We start from the raw sequence: 18,201 nt of genomic DNA, 5'->3' as shown, positions 1-18,201 counted from the left end.
ATGATGACGGATAAAGTAAAAAGCGAGAGTATCCAACAGGAACGCTATTTGCTGATATTGTGCAGCGCCATATTGCTGAATGGATTCTTAGTTGTCAGCCTGGTAAAGCCACAAATTGACTACTGGCTTTTAGCGGCCGTAGGCTTACTGATTGTCATGTGGTTTGCCGTACATAGCAACATTCGCCAAAAGAGCAGAGGCGATGGCTTATTGCTGCCTTTGGCGCTATTATTGTCAGCAATCGGTTTAATAGTGGTATACCGGCTTAAGCCTGAATTGTTTTTAACACAGCTAGGCTGGAATGCTATCGGGTTAACGTCTTTTGTCGCAACCGCACACTTTTGCCGTAATCTGGAACGGCTGGCTGATTATAAATACTTGGCGGGTGTAGCAGGTGTTGGGTTATTGTTGTCAGCAGCAATCTTTGGTGTTGAAATTGGTGGTAATAAGAATTGGGTCATTTTAGGTCCAGTTCGATTTCAGCCCGCAGAATTTGCCAAGCTGTTCATTATTTTGTTTTTAGCGGCTTATTTGACTGAGCGGCGCGAGGTTCTTACCTATGCTACTCGTAAATATGGACTGTTTATGCTTCCCCAGTTTCGTTTTGCCGCACCACTTTTAGCGGTGTGGGGAATTACGATGGTTATGTTGGTTTTCCAGCGAGATCTGGGCTCAGCCCTGTTATATTTCGGGACAACCTTAACAATGATTTACTTGGCAAGTGGCCGAATCCGGTATGTTTTGCAGGGAATGCTGCTTTTCATTGCCGGCGCCGCCTTCTGTTACTTCCTGTTCCCGCATGTAAAAGTACGCGTGGATATTTGGCTTAACCCCTGGTCTGATCCTAACGGTAAAGCCTACCAAATTGTTCAGTCCCTGTTTGCCATGGGATCGGGTGGAGTACTTGGAAGCGGTTTAACCTATGGATTTCCTACTTTTATTCCGGAAGTGCATACAGATTTCGTGTTTGCTGCTATCGGAGAAGAAATGGGATTTTTAGGAGCAGCGGCGGTGCTATTAACCTACATGCTGTTATTATACCGGGCATTTAGCATTGCCATATATTCGCAAAATTCTTTTCAGCAGCTTACGGTCGGCGGGTTGGCAATCTTTTTGGGCTTGCAGACGCTGCTGATTATTGGCGGTGTAACTAAATTTTTACCGCTTACCGGAATTACTCTGCCATTTATTAGTTATGGAGGCAGTTCTTTGATTTCCAACTTCATTTTGCTTGGCATTCTATATGCCGCCTCTGAATCAGGTGTTTATGATGCGTAATGATATATCGGTGACAATTCGAAAAACGGCAGCTTTTTTTCTGGTGCTGCTGGCAATTTTGCTGGTTTATGTCTCGTATATTCAAGTCATTGCCAGTGATAAGCTGTCAGCGCATCCGCTAAACCGCCGGTCAGCAGAGCTGTTAAGCAAAATTGAAAGAGGACAGCTTATTGACCGTAATGGAGAAAAGCTGGCCTATAGTGAACAGAATAACGATGGTACTTACCAGCGCGAATATCCGCTGGGGGCGATAGCTGCTAATATCACAGGCTATACCAGTGCAAGGTATGGGGTGGCTGGCTTGGAAGGAACCTACAATCGCTATTTGTCGGGACTTGCTAACCCGGAGCGCCGTTTAGGAGCTATCAGTCAGTTATGGCCTTCCGAAAAAGGAGCGAATGTCATTCTGACGATAGACAGTGAATTACAAAAAACTGCCTATAAGGCTCTTGGCTCCCGGCGCGGCGCGGTTGTAGTGCTGAACCCGAAAACGGGGGCTATACTGGCCATGGTCAGCAAACCCAGCTTTGACCCGGAAAAAGTCGATCAGGAATGGACTGAGCTTTCCAGTGAGGTTGACAGTCCTTTGCTTAACCGGGCTGTGCAAGGCTTATATCCGCCGGGATCTATTATCAAGGTATTAATGGCGGAAGCGGCACTAAAAGAAAAAGTAACTACTACCGCAAAACCATTTCGCTGTGACGGGTTTTTAAAAATCGGCAGTGATTATGTGCTTCATGAGGCGAATAATCAAGCTCATGGTAAGATAGACTTAGAACAGGCCCTAGTCGTATCGTGTAATGTAACGTTTGGTCAATTGGCTTTGGACTTAGGCCGGAATAACATGGCTAAAACGTATACACGTTATGGTTTTAATAAAATTGCAATACCTGATTTAAATGAACAGATTGCTGCAATACCTGAATTTAACCGGCTCGGTGACGGTGATTTGGCGCAGACGGGCATTGGTCAGGGCAGTTTGCTTGTTACCCCATTGAAAATGGCAATGCTTGCTGCAACTTTTGCGAATGGGGGCACAACAATGCAGCCTTATATTGTTCAAAAAGTAGTTGCCAGAGATGGTACGGCGGTGGAAGAGTTTTCCCCGGAAACATGGTTAACTCCTGTCACGCACGACCTAGCAGCGCAAGTCGGCAAAATGATGGTGGCTGTGGTTGAAGACGGAACAGGCAGTGCCGCAGCAATTTCCGGTGTCAGTGTAGCCGGAAAGACAGGAACGGCAGAAAATCCGCATGGAGCGCCGCATGCCTGGTTTATCGGTTTTGCTCCGGCCGCTAATCCTGAAGTGGCTATTGCGGTTGTTGTAGAAAATGGCGGTTCCGGAGGCGGAATAGCGGCTCCCGTAGCCCGTCAGGTAATATCCCAAGCATTACGTTAAGGGGGTGATAGTATGCTCATCAATCGGACATTGGATAAGAGGTACACAATTTTAGAGAGAATCGGTGGAGGCGGAATGGCTGATGTCTACCGCGCCCATGACAAATTATTGGATCGCTCTGTTGCCGTTAAAGTTTTGCGGTCGCAATTTACCAGCGATGAAGAGTTTGTTACTCGTTTTCGGCGCGAAGCACAAGCGGCAGCCCGTTTATCTCACCCGAATATTGTTAATATTTATGATGTTGGTTGTGATGAAGATATCTATTACATAGTAATGGAGTATATATCGGGAGAGACACTGAAGGAACGAATTCAAAGAGCGGGGCAGCTATCGATAGAATCGGCTGTACGCATTGCCTTAGAAATAGCGGAAGCGCTTGAAAATGCACATCAAAATGGACTTGTTCATTGTGACATTAAACCTCATAACATCCTGACAACCAAGGCGGGCCGTATTAAGGTAACGGATTTTGGTATTGCCAAGGCTGTTACATCTGCTACCATGACGCACACAGGAACGATTATTGGCTCTGTTCATTATTTTTCACCTGAACAGGCCAAAGGGGCTGCTGTAGGCGCTAAGTCAGACATTTATTCTCTCGGCGTCGTCATGTACGAGATGCTTACCGGTACGGTTCCTTTCAATGGGGAAACTCCTATCAGTATTGCATTGAAACATTTGCAGGAAGAGCCCAAACCGTTACGGGAAAGTAATCCTGATGTCCCGCCATTAGTGGAAGCAATTGTTTTAAAGGCAATGGCAAAAGAACCGGATCAACGGTTTAACGATATTAGTGAAATGATTACCGATCTGCGGTTAGCACAAAATTATTTGCGTGATGATCATACACGGCGTTTATCCCGCGAAGATTATCCTACTCAAGTATTACCCAGGATAACCCCTCCGGCAGGTGAGGGAGCGGTCAAAACACAACAGCCTGTGGCGGCCAAGACGCGTTCGAAGGCCTGGATCTGGGCTTTAACCGGCTTGCTGATGGTGGCTTTTGTTACAGGAGCTTTTCTGGCCTACGGGAAGTTTTGGAGTCTAAATGAAGTTGTAGTTCCCAGCGTTGTCGGCAAACAGGTTGATTCGGCCCGCAATATACTAACCGATAAAAACTTACGTGTATCCGTAGTGGAAAGTTTTCATGATAAAATACCTGCCGGTCAGGTAATTTCTCAAAATCCCGAAGCAGGTTCAACCGTAAAAGAACAGCGGACAATTAATCTGATTGTAAGTAAAGGCGGCGAAATAACAGTTGTTCCTGATGTCAGGGGGCTCAACCGCCGTGATGCGGAACTGCAAATTAAAAATGCCGGCTTAACGCTAGGACGGATTGATGAGCAATTTGCTCCCAATACAGTGGCCGATACGGTAATTAACCAGAACCCGCGTCCGCCGGCACAGGTTGTAAAAGCGACAACAATTGATATTGTCATCAGTAAGGGACCGGAGCCCAAAAAACTGGCTTTGCCTGATTTCCGTGGTTCACCACTGAGTACGGTCGGCAGTCAGTTAGAGAGTCTCAAGTTAAAGCAGGGAAAAGTAACAGAAGCGGTGAGTGATAAATATCCTGCCGGAACGATCATTGATCAAAATCCGCAGCCTTCGACCGAAGTATCCGAAGGAGCTACCGTCGATTTCACTGTAGCAAAAGGAACGTCTGGAGCTTTGAAGCGCGCTGTTGTACAGGTAACTGTTCCTGAAGGACCGCAGCGTCAGCCTGTACAGATTGTTGTAACAGATACGAATGGGCGCCGGGTGGTTTATGATAATAATCATAAACCGGGTGACAAGGTCGAAAAAACGGTAGAAGGTACAGGGACTGTTCGTGTTCAGGTTTATATCAATGGGGTATTGCTTCAGGAACAGACCATTTGATAGGAGGCTTCCATGCTAAGTGGAATCGTGGTTAAAACTTATAACAGCTATTACTATGTTCAGGATAAAGATAAGGTAATTAGCTGTAAACTACGCGGCCGGTTTAAAAAAGGACGGTTCAGCTTGTTAGTTGGTGATGAGGTGAATTATACCGCAGTTGGTCATGACAGCGGTATAATTGAGGAGATCTTACCACGGCGGGGCGTACTGAAGCGTCCTGCCGTGGCCAACGTCGATCAGGTAGTCCTTACATTCGCGGCCGCTAATCCCGACATTAGTACTACACTGGTCGATAAATTGCTGATACTTGCTGAGGATGCTCAGCTGGATATTATGATTTGTGTCAATAAAGTTGATTTAGCCAATCACGATGAGCTTGCTCCGGTGGCAGAGCTATACCGGCAGATTGGCTATCCGGTTTTGTTTACTTCGGCTAAAGGTGGTTTGGGAATCGAGCAGCTGCGCAGTGCCCTATATGGCAAAATTACCGCCTTTGCAGGTCCTTCCGGTGCAGGGAAATCAAGTTTGCTCAATGCTATCGAAACAGGTCTGCAATTGGTGACAGGCGAGGTAAGCGCAAAAATTGGCAGGGGGAAGCATACTACCCGCTTTGCCGAATTGTTGCCACTGTCAGGAGGAGGCTTTGTTGTTGACACTCCTGGTTTCAGCGCAACTGAGTTTACGGACATTAAGCCGATTGAACTTACTTACTGCTTTCCGGAAATAGCAGCATTAGCACCCCAATGTAAATTTAGCACCTGCCTGCACGACAGAGAGCCGCAATGCGCGGTAAAACAGGCCGTGCTTGAGGGAAAAATCGCTCAAACTCGCTATCATACCTATAAAAGTGTACTTGACGAGTTGAGAGAGAATAAGAAAGGATATTAGGGTAATGATTAAAATTGCACCTTCACTCCTATCGGCCAATTTTGCTTATCTGGCCGATGAAATAAAAAAAGTCGAAGCCGCAGGTGCCGATCTACTGCATCTTGATATTATGGACGGACATTTTGTACCGAACCTTACCTTTGGACCGCCGGTTATCGCAGCGCTTCGCAAAGTCACTAAGCTGCCGTTTGATGTGCATCTTATGGTAACGAATCCACAGGAATTGATTGAACCATTTGTGCAGGCTGGTGCTGATATCCTGACTGTCCATGCTGAAACCGCACCGCACATGCACCGCCTTATCCAAACCATCAAGGCCTCAGGTGTACGGGCAGCAGTATCACTGAACCCCGCTACATCATTGACAACAATCGAAGAGGTTTTGAGCGACCTTGATATGGTCTTAATTATGAGTGTTAATCCTGGCTTTGGCGGCCAGCAGTTCATTCCGGAATCTATAAACAAGATAAAACGACTTCGTCAGTTGATTGAAAGCCGTAATCTAAAAATAGACATTGAAGTAGATGGCGGTATCAATAAGACTACGGCTCGTACCGTTGTTGATGCCGGTGCTACAATTCTTGTTGCCGGTTCGGCAGTCTATGGAGCACCGGATGTGACGAAGGCCATTCAAGATTTACGAGGACTCAGTTAAAACCACTTGCAATCATCATTTAACAATGGTAACATATAACAAAGACAAATGAATTATAGCCTTTGGGGCAAGGTGAAAAAGAGCAATCTTTTAATTCCTGACCGGCGGTAAAGTCCGCAAGCCGTAAGGTTGACTCGGTGAAACTCCGGGACCGACAGTATAGTCTGGATGAGAAAAGGCATTCCACAGCGGAGTTAAGTCCGTTATTTATTTGGTGTTGGCATGCATATTTTAGATTGATTGCACAAAGGCTGTTACAAAGCATTTTCGCTTTGCACAGCCTTTTTCTATTTTGAGAAAGAAGGTATCATCTTGGATGACGAACGCTACATGGGAGAAGCGCTGCAGCTTGCGCGGCGCGCTGTAGGCAAAACCAGCCCTAATCCGATGGTAGGTGCCGTAATTGTAAAGGACGGACACATCGTTGGCAGAGGATGGCACCAAAAAGCAGGTACTGCTCATGCGGAAATACATGCACTGAACGAGGCTGGTCCGTTAGCAGCAGATGCTACCATTTATGTAACATTGGAGCCGTGCTCGCATACAGGGCGGACGGGACCTTGTACCGAGGCGATAATCAGAGCAGGGATAAAAAAAGTTGTTGTCGCTATGACTGACCCTAACCCACTTGTAGCAGGAACCGGACTGGAGCTGCTTCGCAAGGCGGGGATTGAAGTGATTGAAGGGATAATGGCTTTAGAGGCGGCGCAACTGAACGAAAGCTTTATAAAATGGATTACAACCGGGCTGCCATTTGTAGCGCTAAAAGCAGCCATGACTTTAGATGGAAAGATTGCTACCCGCAGCGGCCATTCGCGATGGATCACCGGCCCTGAGGCACGATTGTTCGTCCACTCGCTGCGCAACCAATATGATGCTATCTTGGTCGGAATCGGGACGGTATTAGCCGATGATCCTGAGCTTACGGCACGCTTGCCTGAGGGAGGCCGGAATCCGATTCGGATTATCCTGGATAGCGAAGCTCGTACCCCGCTGACAGCGAAAGTAGTCACAGATGGACAGGCTAAGACGATTATTGCTGTTACGCCGCGGGCACCGGATGAGAGGATTGAAGCTCTGCGCAAGGCTGGAGCCGAAGTGCTTGTCTTACCCGAATGCGAAAAGCGGGTAGCGCTGCCGGCATTGTTTAAACTCTTGGGCAGCCGTATGATAACCAGTGTTTTAGTTGAAGGTGGCAGTGCGATTCATGGGGCAATTATCGATGCAAAGCTTGGAGATAAACTGTATTGGTTTGTTGCACCTAAAATAGTGGGTGGCGGCTGCGCTCCTAATCCGGTTAGCGGGCAAGGCGTTTCCACCATGGAAGAAGCCATCCTCATAGAGGATCAGATTTGGCAGCAAGTTGGAGCTGATTTCTTACTTATAGGACATTTTAGCAATAGGGAGGGGCGCAATGTTTACCGGACTTGTGGAAGAATTGGGTAAGGTAAAAAATATGGTGCGCACCAGCCGTTCTGTTCGTTTGACGATCAATGCAAACAAAGTCGTAAGCGATGTTAAAATTGGTGACAGCATTGCGGTGAATGGTACATGTTTAACAGTTGTCGCCCATGGCGATGACTGGTTTACGGCTGATGTCATGCCCGAAACGGTTGATAGGACAGTATTGTCCAGACTAAAAACAGGCGACAAAGTAAATCTTGAACGAACACTGCGGGTTGGTGATCGGTTTGGCGGGCATATCGTCAGTGGGCATATCGACGGTGTAGGTACAATCAGCGGTAAAAATACAAATGATATTGCCGTTATTGTTCGTATTACCGCTGAGCCGCAAGTGATGCGCTACATTGTGGAAAAAGGCTCAATTGCAATTGATGGTACCAGTTTGACTGTTGTTGCAGTCGGCAGTGACTGGTTTACTGTATCACTGATTCCGCATACGGCGGGTCTAACTACGGTTGGACTGAAGGCTGTCGGTGAATTGGTAAATCTGGAAGCTGATGTGATCGGCAAGTATGTTGAACGATTAATGGGTCTTTCCGGGCAGCAGCCGGAGAGTAAAGAAAATATGAATGCCGAGTTTCTGCGTTTGCATGGATTTATGTGAGAGAAGAGTTAAGGGAGTGATTCTGATGGAAAATGTATTCAGCACAATTGAAGAAGCGATTGAGGATATTAAAAATGGCCGCATGATTGTTGTCGTAGATGATGAAGACCGGGAAAACGAGGGTGATTTGCTCATGGCCGCCGAAAAGGCGACGCCTGAAGCAATTAACTTTATGGCGACTCATGGGCGCGGGCTGATTTGCATGCCTCTGGTCGGTGAACGCCTGGATGAATTGGAAATTGGTGCGATGGTAACCCATAATACCGACTTGCGAGGCACTGCATTTACTGTTTCCATTGATGCTCATGATGTATCGACCGGTATTTCTGCGCCTGAACGTGCCAAAACAGTTCAAACGGTTCTGTGTTCTGATGCTAAGGCAGAAGATTTGCGTCGTCCCGGCCATATTTTTCCGCTGCGCTATTGCGAAGGTGGAGTATTGCGCAGAGCTGGCCATACCGAAGCGGCAGTTGACTTAGCCAAATTAGCCGGATTATATCCGGCAGGGGTTATTTGTGAAGTGATGAGTGATGATGGGACGATGGCCCGGGTACCTCAGTTGAGTGAATTTGTGCGCAAGCATAATTTAAAAATGATTACCATTGCAGACTTGATTAAGTATCGTAAAAAACATGAAAAGTATGTTGAACGGGTGGCAGTTACCCGGATGCCCACACGCTATGGTGAATTTCAGCTTTATGCCTATGAAAGTGAGTTAGACGGACAATGTCATATCGCTCTTGTTAAAGGCGATATAACCAGTAAAGACAGTGTGCTTGTTCGTGTACACTCGGAATGCCTTACCGGCGATGTTTTCGGCTCATGCCGCTGCGATTGCGGCGAACAGCTGGATGCTGCTATGCAGCGTATTGAAAAAGAGGGTGCAGGGGTTTTGCTGTATATGCGCCAAGAGGGCCGCGGTATCGGCTTGGCCAATAAAATGCGGGCCTATGCTTTGCAGGATACCGGAAAAGATACCGTTGAAGCAAATGAAATTCTCGGTTTCGCTCCTGATTTGCGAGATTACGGCATAGGTGCCCAGATCCTGGCTGACCTTGGATTGACGAAGGTACGGCTGCTAACCAACAATCCCCGGAAACGGGTAGGCCTGGAAGGGTATGGGTTAATTGTTACAGAGCGTGTTCCGCTTGAAATGAAAGCCAACCGTTTTAACCAGCGCTATTTATCTGTCAAAAAAGCTAAGCTTGGACATTTTTTAAAACAATATGAGGAGGTCAACAATGGGTAAAGTATATGAAGGTAAATTAGTAGCACAAGGCTTGCGCTTCGGGGTGATTGTCGCCAGGTTTAATGAATTTATTACCGGTAAGCTGCTGAGCGGTGCTATGGATGCGCTGGAGCGTCATGGTGCCGAGAAGGAAGACATTGAAATAGCCTGGGTTCCGGGCGCTTATGAAATACCGCTGGTAGCCAAGAAAATGGCTCTCAGTAATAAATATGATGCAGTTATCTGCTTAGGAACGGTTATTCGCGGCAGTACGCCACACTTTGATTATGTGTGTGCCGAAGTATCAAAAGGTGTAGCCCATGTCGGACTGGAAACCGGCGTGCCAACCATTTTTGGTGTTTTAACAACAGAAACGATTGAGCAGGCCATTGAACGGGCAGGCACAAAAGCAGGCAATAAAGGCTTTGATGCTGCAACCTCGGCCATTGAGATGGCTAATTTACTGCGTCAAATTTGATTGTAAATTATTTCCAGGGAAATAACAATATGGAGGCAATAGACTTTGCAAGATCATTTACTACGGGCTACCGCTAATGGGGTGCGGGCCTTTGTTGCTGTAACTACCAATTTGACGGAAGAAGCGAGACAGCGGCATAACTGCTATCCGATAGCGGCGGCAGCTCTTGGCAGAACAATGACAGGTGCACTGTTGTTAGCTGCTAATTTAAAAACAGATGAAAGTATTTCCCTTCGTATAGACGGAGATGGACCGTTAGGAGCGATCGTAGCTGACGCCTGGGCTGACGGCAAGGTAAGAGGTTATGTGGATGAGCCGCATACTGACCTGCCGCTTCATAACGGTAAATTAGCTGTGGGGCAGGCTGTAGGAGCCGGCAATATTTATGTCACGCGGTTTACCGGTTTAAAACAGCCCTTTACCGGCAGTGCAGAATTAGTCAGCGGTGAAATCGCTGAAGATCTGACGAATTACCTTTATATATCGGAACAGACGCCCTCGACAATCAGTCTTGGTGTTCTGGTAAATCCGGATTTATCCGTTGCTGCTGCCGGCGGCTTGATGGTACAGGCTCTGCCGGGCGCTGATGATGCTACTCTGGAACAGATTGAGAGCAATCTTAGTAATTTAGGGTCTATTTCTCAGCTTGTTCAACAGGGAATGGACGGGCAGGCGATTATGCACAAAATTTTTGCCGGTATGGAAGTGGACCTAAATCTCTATGAACCGATGGAACTCACGTTTCGCTGCCAATGCTCCCGTGAGCGGGTGACGACGGCTTTAATCAGTTTGGGGGTACAAGAGCTCACAGATATCCTTAAGGATGGACAGGCTGAATTATGCTGTCACTTCTGCACAGAAAAATATCAGTTTAATAAAGCGGAATTGGAAGCTGTAATTGACAGCATAAAACAACAAGAATCGTAACAGTTATAAGATGATTAATAATGATTAATAAAGATGCCAGCAGGGACAATACCTGCCTGGCATCTTTTTATATGAATTTTTATAAGCTGTTTGGGGTATGATGCTACAGTTTACATTTCACAGTGAGGTGAGTCATCATGAGCCTGTATGCTCGTGTTTGGTGGTACATAAAGCCATACAGTTTGTTGATTATCAGCGCATTGGCTTGTACCATCCTAGCCTCGGCGGTCAATCTATATCTGCCCAAGATTATCGGGGAGGTAATTGATCAGGTTTTGTCGACCAAAGATACGGATACACTTAATCTCATAGCAGTCACGGTTCTTGTCTTAATCGTCATCCAAGGGATGGCGATGTACGGGCAAACCTACCTTATGGCTTTTTCCAGTCAAAAAATTATCATCGATATCCGCAGAGATTTGTATCAACATCTGCAGAAGCTATCAATAGCATTTTTTGAAAAGCGTTCCGTCGGAACCATTATGAGCTATGTTACGAATGACGTTGCTGCACTGCAAACCGCCTTAGTCAACAATGTAATTGATTTTGTGAATTACTCGGTAACATTAGCCGGGTCGATTCTGCTGCTGCTCTATATTGACTGGAAACTGTCCTTATTGATGTTTCTTACTTTTCCACTTATTCTGTATACAATCAATATATCCGGGCAAAAAATGCGGATCAAGAGCCGGACTTTACAAGAGCGGGCAGCCGATATCACTGCTTTTCTGCAAGAAACCATCCTGGCTGTCAGCGTTATTAAATCCTTCGCCCGGGAGAGCTATGAACTAGAGCGTTTTGATTACGAAAACTCACGGAATTTCCAGGCGCAAATGAAGATTGTTCAAGTCATGGCGGTTATAACACCGATTATTAATATTCTTTCCACCATTGGTATTACGGCGATTATTTGGTTCGGCGGACACGAAGTGATAAGTGGTCATTTAACTTCTGGAGCTTTAATCTCCTTCTTAGTATATGTAATTAATCTTCCTACTCCTGTCAAACGGCTGAGCAATATCTATGCAGATATACAGCGGGCGTTAGCGGCAGCGCAGCGCATCTTTGAAGTACTGGATATCGAACCGGAAATCAAAGATTTAGAAGGGGCTAAAGAGTTAGGACCTGTAGCCGGGTATGTTACCTTTCAGAACGTCTCCTTTGCATATAACCCAGGCAAACCTGTTGTAACGGATATGTCTTTTGAAGCCAGGCCGGGAGAGTTGATCGCGATCGTAGGACCTAGCGGTGCCGGGAAAACAACGGTGGTCAATCTAATTCCCCGGTTTTATGATCCTGTAGCTGGCTCGATCCGGATTGATAACATCGATATTCAAGCCGTTACCTTACAGTCCTTGCGCGCTCAAGTCGGCATTGTTCCGCAGGAAACAATTTTATTTAGCGGTACAATATTTCAAAATATTATTTACGGAAATTTAGAGGCTGCTAAGGAAGAGGTAATTGCAGCGGCAAAAGTGGCTAATGCACATAATTTTATCATGGAAATGGCTGATGGATATGAAACTCCGGTTGGAGAGCGCGGCGCTCAGCTATCCGGTGGACAGCGGCAGCGCATTGCCATAGCCAGAGCTGTTTTAAAGAATCCGCGGATATTGATCCTGGATGAAGCCACTTCAGCATTGGATACTGAGAGCGAACTGCTGGTGCAGCAAGCACTCGATAGGCTGATGATTGGACGGACTTCTTTTGTTATTGCTCACCGATTAGCAACAGTGCAACGTGCTCATTTAATTCTTGTTATGGAAAATGGCAAAATAGTGGAGCACGGTAATCATGAAGCGCTGGTTAAGGCAGATGGTTTATACAGTAAGCTGTACAAGATTCAATTCAGTACTGAAAACCAGTAGAAACTGCGTTGAAGCGAATTCTATAGTGTTGCCACATGATATAAAGGAACCAGCTGGGAAAACAATTCCCTTAGCTGGTTCCTTTTATTTGCACATCAAAATTAAGAAGGACGTTTCAAAAATGAGAGTGGGGTGATATTTCGGTTTTTAAAAGAAAAATAAGGCATAATAGCTTTTTGGTGTTTCAAAAATGAGACTGATAATTTTAAAATGCGTCCAAATTGCTAGATTTTTTAGTTGGCATGATAGTTGCGAATAGATAGATCAAACAGAAATCTTAGATATTTCATGTTAATGAAAAATTAGGAGGAATTATGATGCACCCTGAAATGGAAATGCTGAAATGCTCTATTGTCCGAGGGGGAACCAGTAAGGGAGTCTTCATTTTGAAAAATGAATTGCCAAAAGACCCTGAGAAGCGGGATGAAGTTATTTGTGCAATTTATGGAAGCCCTGATCTGAGACAAATCGATGGCTTAGGCGGTGCCGATGTTTTGACCAGTAAACTAGCTATCATTTCTCCGCCAAGCCGTCCAGATGCTGATGTAGACTATACGTTTGGTCAGGTAAGCTTTGAAACTAAGTTTGTTGATTACGGTGGAAATTGTGGGAATATATCAGCAGCTGTAGGCCCGTTTGCCATAGATGAAGGTTTTGTCGAACCTGTTGAACCAGTAACTACTGTGCGAATCCACCTTACTAATAGTAATAATATCTTGGTTGCAGAGGTTCCCGTAAAAAATGGAAAGGCCTGTGTGGAAGGCGATTATTCCATTGATGGCGTTCCGGGAACAGGCGCTAAGATTACGCTGGATTGGTCAGATACAGCAGGTGCTATTACTGGAAAGTTATTGCCGACAGGGAATGCCAAAGATGTAATTTCTGTCGACGGAAAAGATTATGAAGTTTCTTTAGTTGATGCCGGCAATCCCCTGGTATTTATTCATGCGAATAGTTTAGGAATGAGTGGGACGGAAAGTCCCAATGAGATCGAAGCAAATAAAGACCTTATGGCTACGATCGAAAAGATACGGGGACGAGCTGCTGTAATTTTTGGACTGGTTAAAACCCCAGAAGCAGCAGCTATTAAAAGTCCGTATGCTCCTTTTTTTGCTATCGTTAGCCCGCCGGCTGACTATACCAGTATCAGTGGTGAAAAAGTCAATGCAGAAGAAATAGATATTGTTTCTCGTTTGCTGTTTATGTTAAGGATGCATAAAACCTATCCAGTAACCGGAACGGTGTGTACGGGAGCTGCAGTTCGGGTACCAGGAAGCATCGCATGGGAAGTACTACGTGAAGAAGCTAAAACTAGGCCGAGTGTGAATATCGGTCATCCAGGTGGCGTTATTCCGGTGGAATCTGAAGCTGAAGTGATAAGTGGAGAAGTCAAACTCAAACGTATCGGAGTATATCGGACCGCAAGAAGAATAATGGATGGCTATGTGTATGTGCGTAAAACAGTTCGGAAGTAATGGTGGGACGATTGGCTAGTGGGGCGTTCACGTACGAATAAATACAAGTAGAAGGTGATATCATTTTGGGAAAAACAATGTCTGAGAAGATACTAGCCCGAGCGGCCAATCAGGAAAGTGCTTCGGCTGGAGATATTTTATGGGTTAATGTAGATATGGCCATGATGGATGATATCCTGGGACCGAGAGTTGAAATTGCAGAAAAAATGCTGGATATCAAAGATGAGGTCTGGTACAGAGATAAAGTAGTGATTATATCTGATCATTACACGCCTCCGGCCAACATTAATCAGGCAGAAATTGTGAAATTTACCAGAGAGTGGGCTGCCAGCCATGGAATTGAAAACTATTATGAGTTCGCTGGTCCGTGTCATCAGGTCATGGCAGAAAACGGTCATGTGCTTCCAGGAACCATAGTTTTAGGTACTGATTCGCACACGTGCATGGGTGGGTCTTTAGGAGCATTTGCCAGCGGGATTGGTTCAACAGAAATGCTGGGGATTTTGCTTACGGGAAAGACATGGTTAAGAGTTCCTGAAACCATTCAAGTGAAGTGGGATGGCATTTTACCTGACGGCGTAATGGCTAAAGATATTTCACTTAAAACCATTGGTGAAATTGGTCACAGTGGAGCCACCTATAAGGCAGTGGAATATATAGGCGATACAATAAAAAGCCTCAGTCTAGATGAACGTATGGCAATTACCAATATGGCGGTGGAAATGGGTGCCAAAGCTGGGTTGATGGAAGCGGATGAAAAAGTTAAACAATATTTACGAAAACATGGAATTACTAAAGACTATACGTGCTTTAGCAGTGATGCTGATGCCACATATTGTGCAACCTACACCTTTCAAGCAGAAAAACTTGCTCCTGTTGTTGCATGCCCCCACGAAGTTGATAACGTTACTGAAGTTACGAATGTGAAAAACATTCAGATTCATCAAGCATATATCGGTTCTTGCACCGGTGGAAGATATAGCGATCTTGAAGCGGCAGCGCGGATTTTGAGCGGGAAAAAAATCAAGAGGGGAACAAGGCTTTTGGTTTCTCCGGCGTCACAAGAAGTCTGGATAAGAGCTAATAAAGAGGGCATTTTGGAGACATTGATTGAGGCTGGAGCTACCATTATGGCCCCTTCATGCGGGGTATGCGTGGGACTTCACTCGGGCTTACTGGCGAGTGGTGAAAACTGTATTTCGTCTACGAATCGCAATTTCCTTGGCCGTATGGGAAGCAAAGAGTCGAATATTTATCTGGCATCACCGTTAGTAGTAGCAGCCAGTGCTGTTACAGGCATCATTACAGATCCGCGGGACTTATTGTAGGAGGAAATGGATATGAGCAAACCAATTTGTGGCAAAGTGCTTAAGTTCGGTGACAACATAAACACAGATATTATTTCCCCGCCTCAGTATATGGAACTTAGTGTAGCTGAAGCCTCTAAATACGCAATGAGTGCAGTCGACCCTACTTTTTCAACAAGAATAAAAAGGGGAGACATTGTAGTAGCAGGTGCCAATTTCGGTTCCGGATCCAGCCGGGAGACATCACCTTTAGCCCTTAAACATTTGGGGGTTGGAGCGATCGTAGCAAAATTTTTTGCTCGAATTTTTTATCGCAATGCAATCAATCTGGGAATACCGGCGATTGAGTGTGAAGAGACAGAGAAAATTTCTGACAACGATGATATTTCAATTGATCTTGCAAATGGAATTATCATAAATTACACAAAAAACGAAACCTATCGATGCAGTAAAATTCCTAGTCATATTATGGTTTTGATTAATGATGGTGGTCTAGTACCATTTCTTAAACAGACACTTTAGGAGGATATAGTTATGGGAAATTGCGGAGTATTAGATGGAGTTCGAGTTTTAGATTTGACACGGGTTCTGGCAGGACCGTACAGCGGAATGATCTTAGCTGATATGGGAGCAGAAGTGGTGAAACTGGAGGTTCCTGGCCATGGTGATGATTCGCGTGGCTTTACACCAATGATTAATGGTGAATCAGCGTATTTCATGAATTTAAATCGCAATAAAAAATCGATTGTCATTAATTTAAAAGAAGAAGCAGGCCGTTCGATTTTCAAAGAACTTATAAAAGAATTTGATATCCTGCTGGAAAACTTCCGCCCTGGAACTATGGAAAAGCTAGGCCTTGGTTATGACGACTTAAAAAAGATTCATCCCGGTCTTATTTATGGCGCTGTATCTGGCTTCGGTCATTATGGTCCTTATGCAAAGCGTCCCGGCTACGATATCATTGGCCAAGGAATGGGCGGACTAATGAGTACTACAGGCTGGCCTGATGGTGAACCAACCCGTAGCGGAACGGCTATTGCTGACGTTTTGGCAGGGCTTAATATGACCATTGGTATTTTGGCTGCTTATTCGAATAAATTACAAAACGGCCATGGAGACAAAGTAGATGTGGCTCTGGTCGATTCTGTTGTATCCGGTATGGAAATTATTACGCAAATTTATTTTGCAACAGGTAAGGATCCTGAGCGCATTGGTAACCGTTATGAATCGGTATATCCTTATGATACTTTTAAAGCAAAGGATAAAACCTTTATTATTGGCGCTGGTAATAACAAGTTGTTTGCCCTGTTGACTGATTATATGGGGCGAAATGATTTGCTGGAAGATCCGCGCTTTAAGGAAAACGCCGATCGTGTTAAAAATCATGCCGCTTTAAAACCAATTATTGAAGAATGGGCTAAAGATAAGTCGGCCGATGATATTATCAATGACCTCTTGAAGAAAGGCTGCCCGGCAGCACCGGTTAACAAAGTTTCCGATATAACTAAAGATCCTCATATAGCCGGAGCACGGGAAATGTTTGTGGAAGTAGATCATCCTAAGGCTGGGAAAACCACATTGACTGGATGTCATATTAAATTTTCGGAAACTGAATGCAAAATTAATACACCAGCACCGGAGCTGGGACAGCATACGCACGAATTTTTAAAGACATACCTTGGCTATGATGAAGCAAAACTGACAGAATTAAAGGCCAAAGGAATTATCGAAGGATAGTGCTTACTAGCAGTCAGGGAGGAAAGTTAATGAAATTGCCAGCCGGTATTGAAATTATTGAAGTCGGACCTCGAGATGGTTTTCAAAATATTAAAACGCCAATTAGCATAGCAACAAAATTGCTTATTATTGAATCTATGATTAATGCGGGGATTGGTGCAATGGAAATAACATCCTTTGTCCATCCTAAAGCAATACCGCAGATGGCAGATGCAGAGGAAATCGTTAAAAACATTTTGGCAAAGCATAAGGGCGCTAAATTGCGTCCCATTGCTTTAGTTCCTAACCTGAAAGGTGCCCAAAAAGCTTATAACTCTGGTTTACGCGAAGTAACGTATGTGATATCTGCTAGTGAACAACATAATTTAGCTAATATCAACAGAACTAGGGAAGCGTCTTTGGCAGAGCTTCAAAGTATTATCGCAGTAATGCCCGACCTTAAGGTTCGATTAGATGCAGCCACTTCATTTGGATGTCCTTTTGAGGGAAAAGTAGAGGCTGAATTAGTCTTGAGTTTAATTCAAGCAGCTGTCGAAATAGGCGTGCGAGAAGTGATCCTTTGTGACACTATTGGTGTGGCACAACCACAGCAAGTATACGCGTTAGCACAGAAGGTTTTACGAGAGTTTTCGGAGATTCCTATTGGCATGCATCTTCATGATACACGGGGAATGGCTCTTGCGAATACTTTAGCCGCTATGGAGTCCGGGATTACCACTTTTGAAACGTCGGTTGGCGGTTTGGGAGGTTGCCCGTTTGCGCCGGGAGCTGCAGGCAATGCGGCTACAGAAGATTTAGTAAATATGCTGCAAACCATGGGTATTGAGACAAATGTAAATTTGTCTCAATACCTACAGGCAGTTTATTTGGTACGTGATCATATTCAAAAAGACTTAACAAGTCATATGGTCAACGCATGTAGCTATGAAGGTATTTAAGGCTGAGGCCCATACGGGACGGTATAAATAATACAGCCAGAGAAAGCGTTATGCACTTCAAGACGTGGATGATA

16 protein-coding genes and 1 riboswitch are annotated in these 18,201 nt (G+C 45.1%); all 16 genes read left to right on the top strand.

Going from position 1 to position 18,201, the window contains the following annotated elements; all coding sequences use genetic code 11:
- Positions 1-1,278 carry an FtsW/RodA/SpoVE family cell cycle protein gene (locus EV210_RS00415; RefSeq protein ID WP_243650374.1) on the top strand — a complete coding sequence of 426 codons (1,278 nt, stop codon included), beginning with the start codon at positions 1-3 and terminating at the stop codon, positions 1,276-1,278.
- Positions 1,268-2,677 (top strand): peptidoglycan D,D-transpeptidase FtsI family protein, encoded by a 1,410-nt coding sequence (locus EV210_RS00410; protein ID WP_243650372.1) that lies wholly within the window; start codon positions 1,268-1,270, stop codon positions 2,675-2,677. Before EV210_RS00415 ends, EV210_RS00410 begins: the two co-directional genes overlap by 11 nt.
- A gap of 12 nt (positions 2,678-2,689) precedes the next feature.
- Positions 2,690-4,558, top strand: a complete 1,869-nt coding sequence (gene pknB, locus EV210_RS00405; RefSeq protein ID WP_132073888.1) for a Stk1 family PASTA domain-containing Ser/Thr kinase — start codon at positions 2,690-2,692, stop codon at positions 4,556-4,558.
- A gap of 12 nt (positions 4,559-4,570) precedes the next feature.
- Entirely contained in the window at positions 4,571-5,446 is an 876-nt protein-coding gene (gene rsgA / locus EV210_RS00400) for a ribosome small subunit-dependent GTPase A (protein WP_132073885.1), read from the top strand.
- Between the two features lie 4 nt (positions 5,447-5,450).
- Positions 5,451-6,101, top strand: a complete 651-nt coding sequence (gene rpe, locus EV210_RS00395; RefSeq protein ID WP_132073882.1) for a ribulose-phosphate 3-epimerase — start codon at positions 5,451-5,453, stop codon at positions 6,099-6,101.
- A 54-nt stretch (positions 6,102-6,155) separates the two neighbouring features.
- A riboswitch (FMN riboswitch) is annotated at positions 6,156-6,285 on the top strand.
- Between the two features lie 128 nt (positions 6,286-6,413).
- Complete coding sequence (gene ribD / locus EV210_RS00390; protein ID WP_279388461.1) at positions 6,414-7,547, top strand: bifunctional diaminohydroxyphosphoribosylaminopyrimidine deaminase/5-amino-6-(5-phosphoribosylamino)uracil reductase RibD; 1,134 nt, start codon at positions 6,414-6,416, stop codon at positions 7,545-7,547.
- Entirely contained in the window at positions 7,516-8,169 is a 654-nt protein-coding gene (locus tag EV210_RS00385) for a riboflavin synthase (protein ID WP_132073879.1), read from the top strand. Before ribD ends, EV210_RS00385 begins: the two co-directional genes overlap by 32 nt.
- 25 nt (positions 8,170-8,194) lie before the next feature.
- The gene (locus EV210_RS00380; protein ID WP_132073876.1) at positions 8,195-9,418 is read left to right on the top strand and encodes a bifunctional 3,4-dihydroxy-2-butanone-4-phosphate synthase/GTP cyclohydrolase II; all 1,224 of its coding nucleotides are present in this window, start codon (positions 8,195-8,197) and stop codon (positions 9,416-9,418) included.
- A complete protein-coding gene (gene ribH, locus EV210_RS00375) occupies positions 9,411-9,875 on the top strand; it encodes a 6,7-dimethyl-8-ribityllumazine synthase (protein ID WP_132073873.1) in 465 nt (154 codons plus the stop codon). Before EV210_RS00380 ends, ribH begins: the two co-directional genes overlap by 8 nt.
- Positions 9,876-9,920: 45 nt before the next feature.
- Positions 9,921-10,802 carry an Hsp33 family molecular chaperone HslO gene (gene hslO, locus EV210_RS00370; RefSeq protein ID WP_132073870.1) on the top strand — a complete coding sequence of 294 codons (882 nt, stop codon included), beginning with the start codon at positions 9,921-9,923 and terminating at the stop codon, positions 10,800-10,802.
- A gap of 137 nt (positions 10,803-10,939) precedes the next feature.
- A complete protein-coding gene (locus EV210_RS00365) occupies positions 10,940-12,670 on the top strand; it encodes an ABC transporter ATP-binding protein (protein WP_132073867.1) in 1,731 nt (576 codons plus the stop codon).
- 314 nt (positions 12,671-12,984) lie between these two features.
- On the top strand, positions 12,985-14,145 hold the full coding sequence (locus EV210_RS00360; protein ID WP_243650370.1) for a 2-methylaconitate cis-trans isomerase PrpF family protein: 1,161 nt from the start codon (positions 12,985-12,987) through the stop codon (positions 14,143-14,145).
- 65 nt (positions 14,146-14,210) lie between these two features.
- Positions 14,211-15,473 carry a 3-isopropylmalate dehydratase large subunit gene (locus EV210_RS00355; protein ID WP_132073864.1) on the top strand — a complete coding sequence of 421 codons (1,263 nt, stop codon included), beginning with the start codon at positions 14,211-14,213 and terminating at the stop codon, positions 15,471-15,473.
- A 12-nt stretch (positions 15,474-15,485) separates the two neighbouring features.
- Positions 15,486-15,974 carry a LeuD/DmdB family oxidoreductase small subunit gene (locus EV210_RS00350; RefSeq protein WP_132073861.1) on the top strand — a complete coding sequence of 163 codons (489 nt, stop codon included), beginning with the start codon at positions 15,486-15,488 and terminating at the stop codon, positions 15,972-15,974.
- Positions 15,975-15,986: 12 nt separating this feature from the next.
- Entirely contained in the window at positions 15,987-17,189 is a 1,203-nt protein-coding gene (locus EV210_RS00345) for a CaiB/BaiF CoA transferase family protein (RefSeq protein WP_132073858.1), read from the top strand.
- Between the two features lie 29 nt (positions 17,190-17,218).
- Entirely contained in the window at positions 17,219-18,127 is a 909-nt protein-coding gene (locus EV210_RS00340) for a hydroxymethylglutaryl-CoA lyase (protein ID WP_132073855.1), read from the top strand.
- The last annotated feature ends 74 nt before the right edge of the window (positions 18,128-18,201 follow it).

The organism is Anaerospora hongkongensis, assembly GCF_004339805.1.
Classification (GTDB): Bacteria; Bacillota; Negativicutes; order Sporomusales; family DSM-15969; genus Anaerospora; species Anaerospora hongkongensis.
This window is presented reverse-complemented; position numbering and strand designations above follow the sequence as displayed.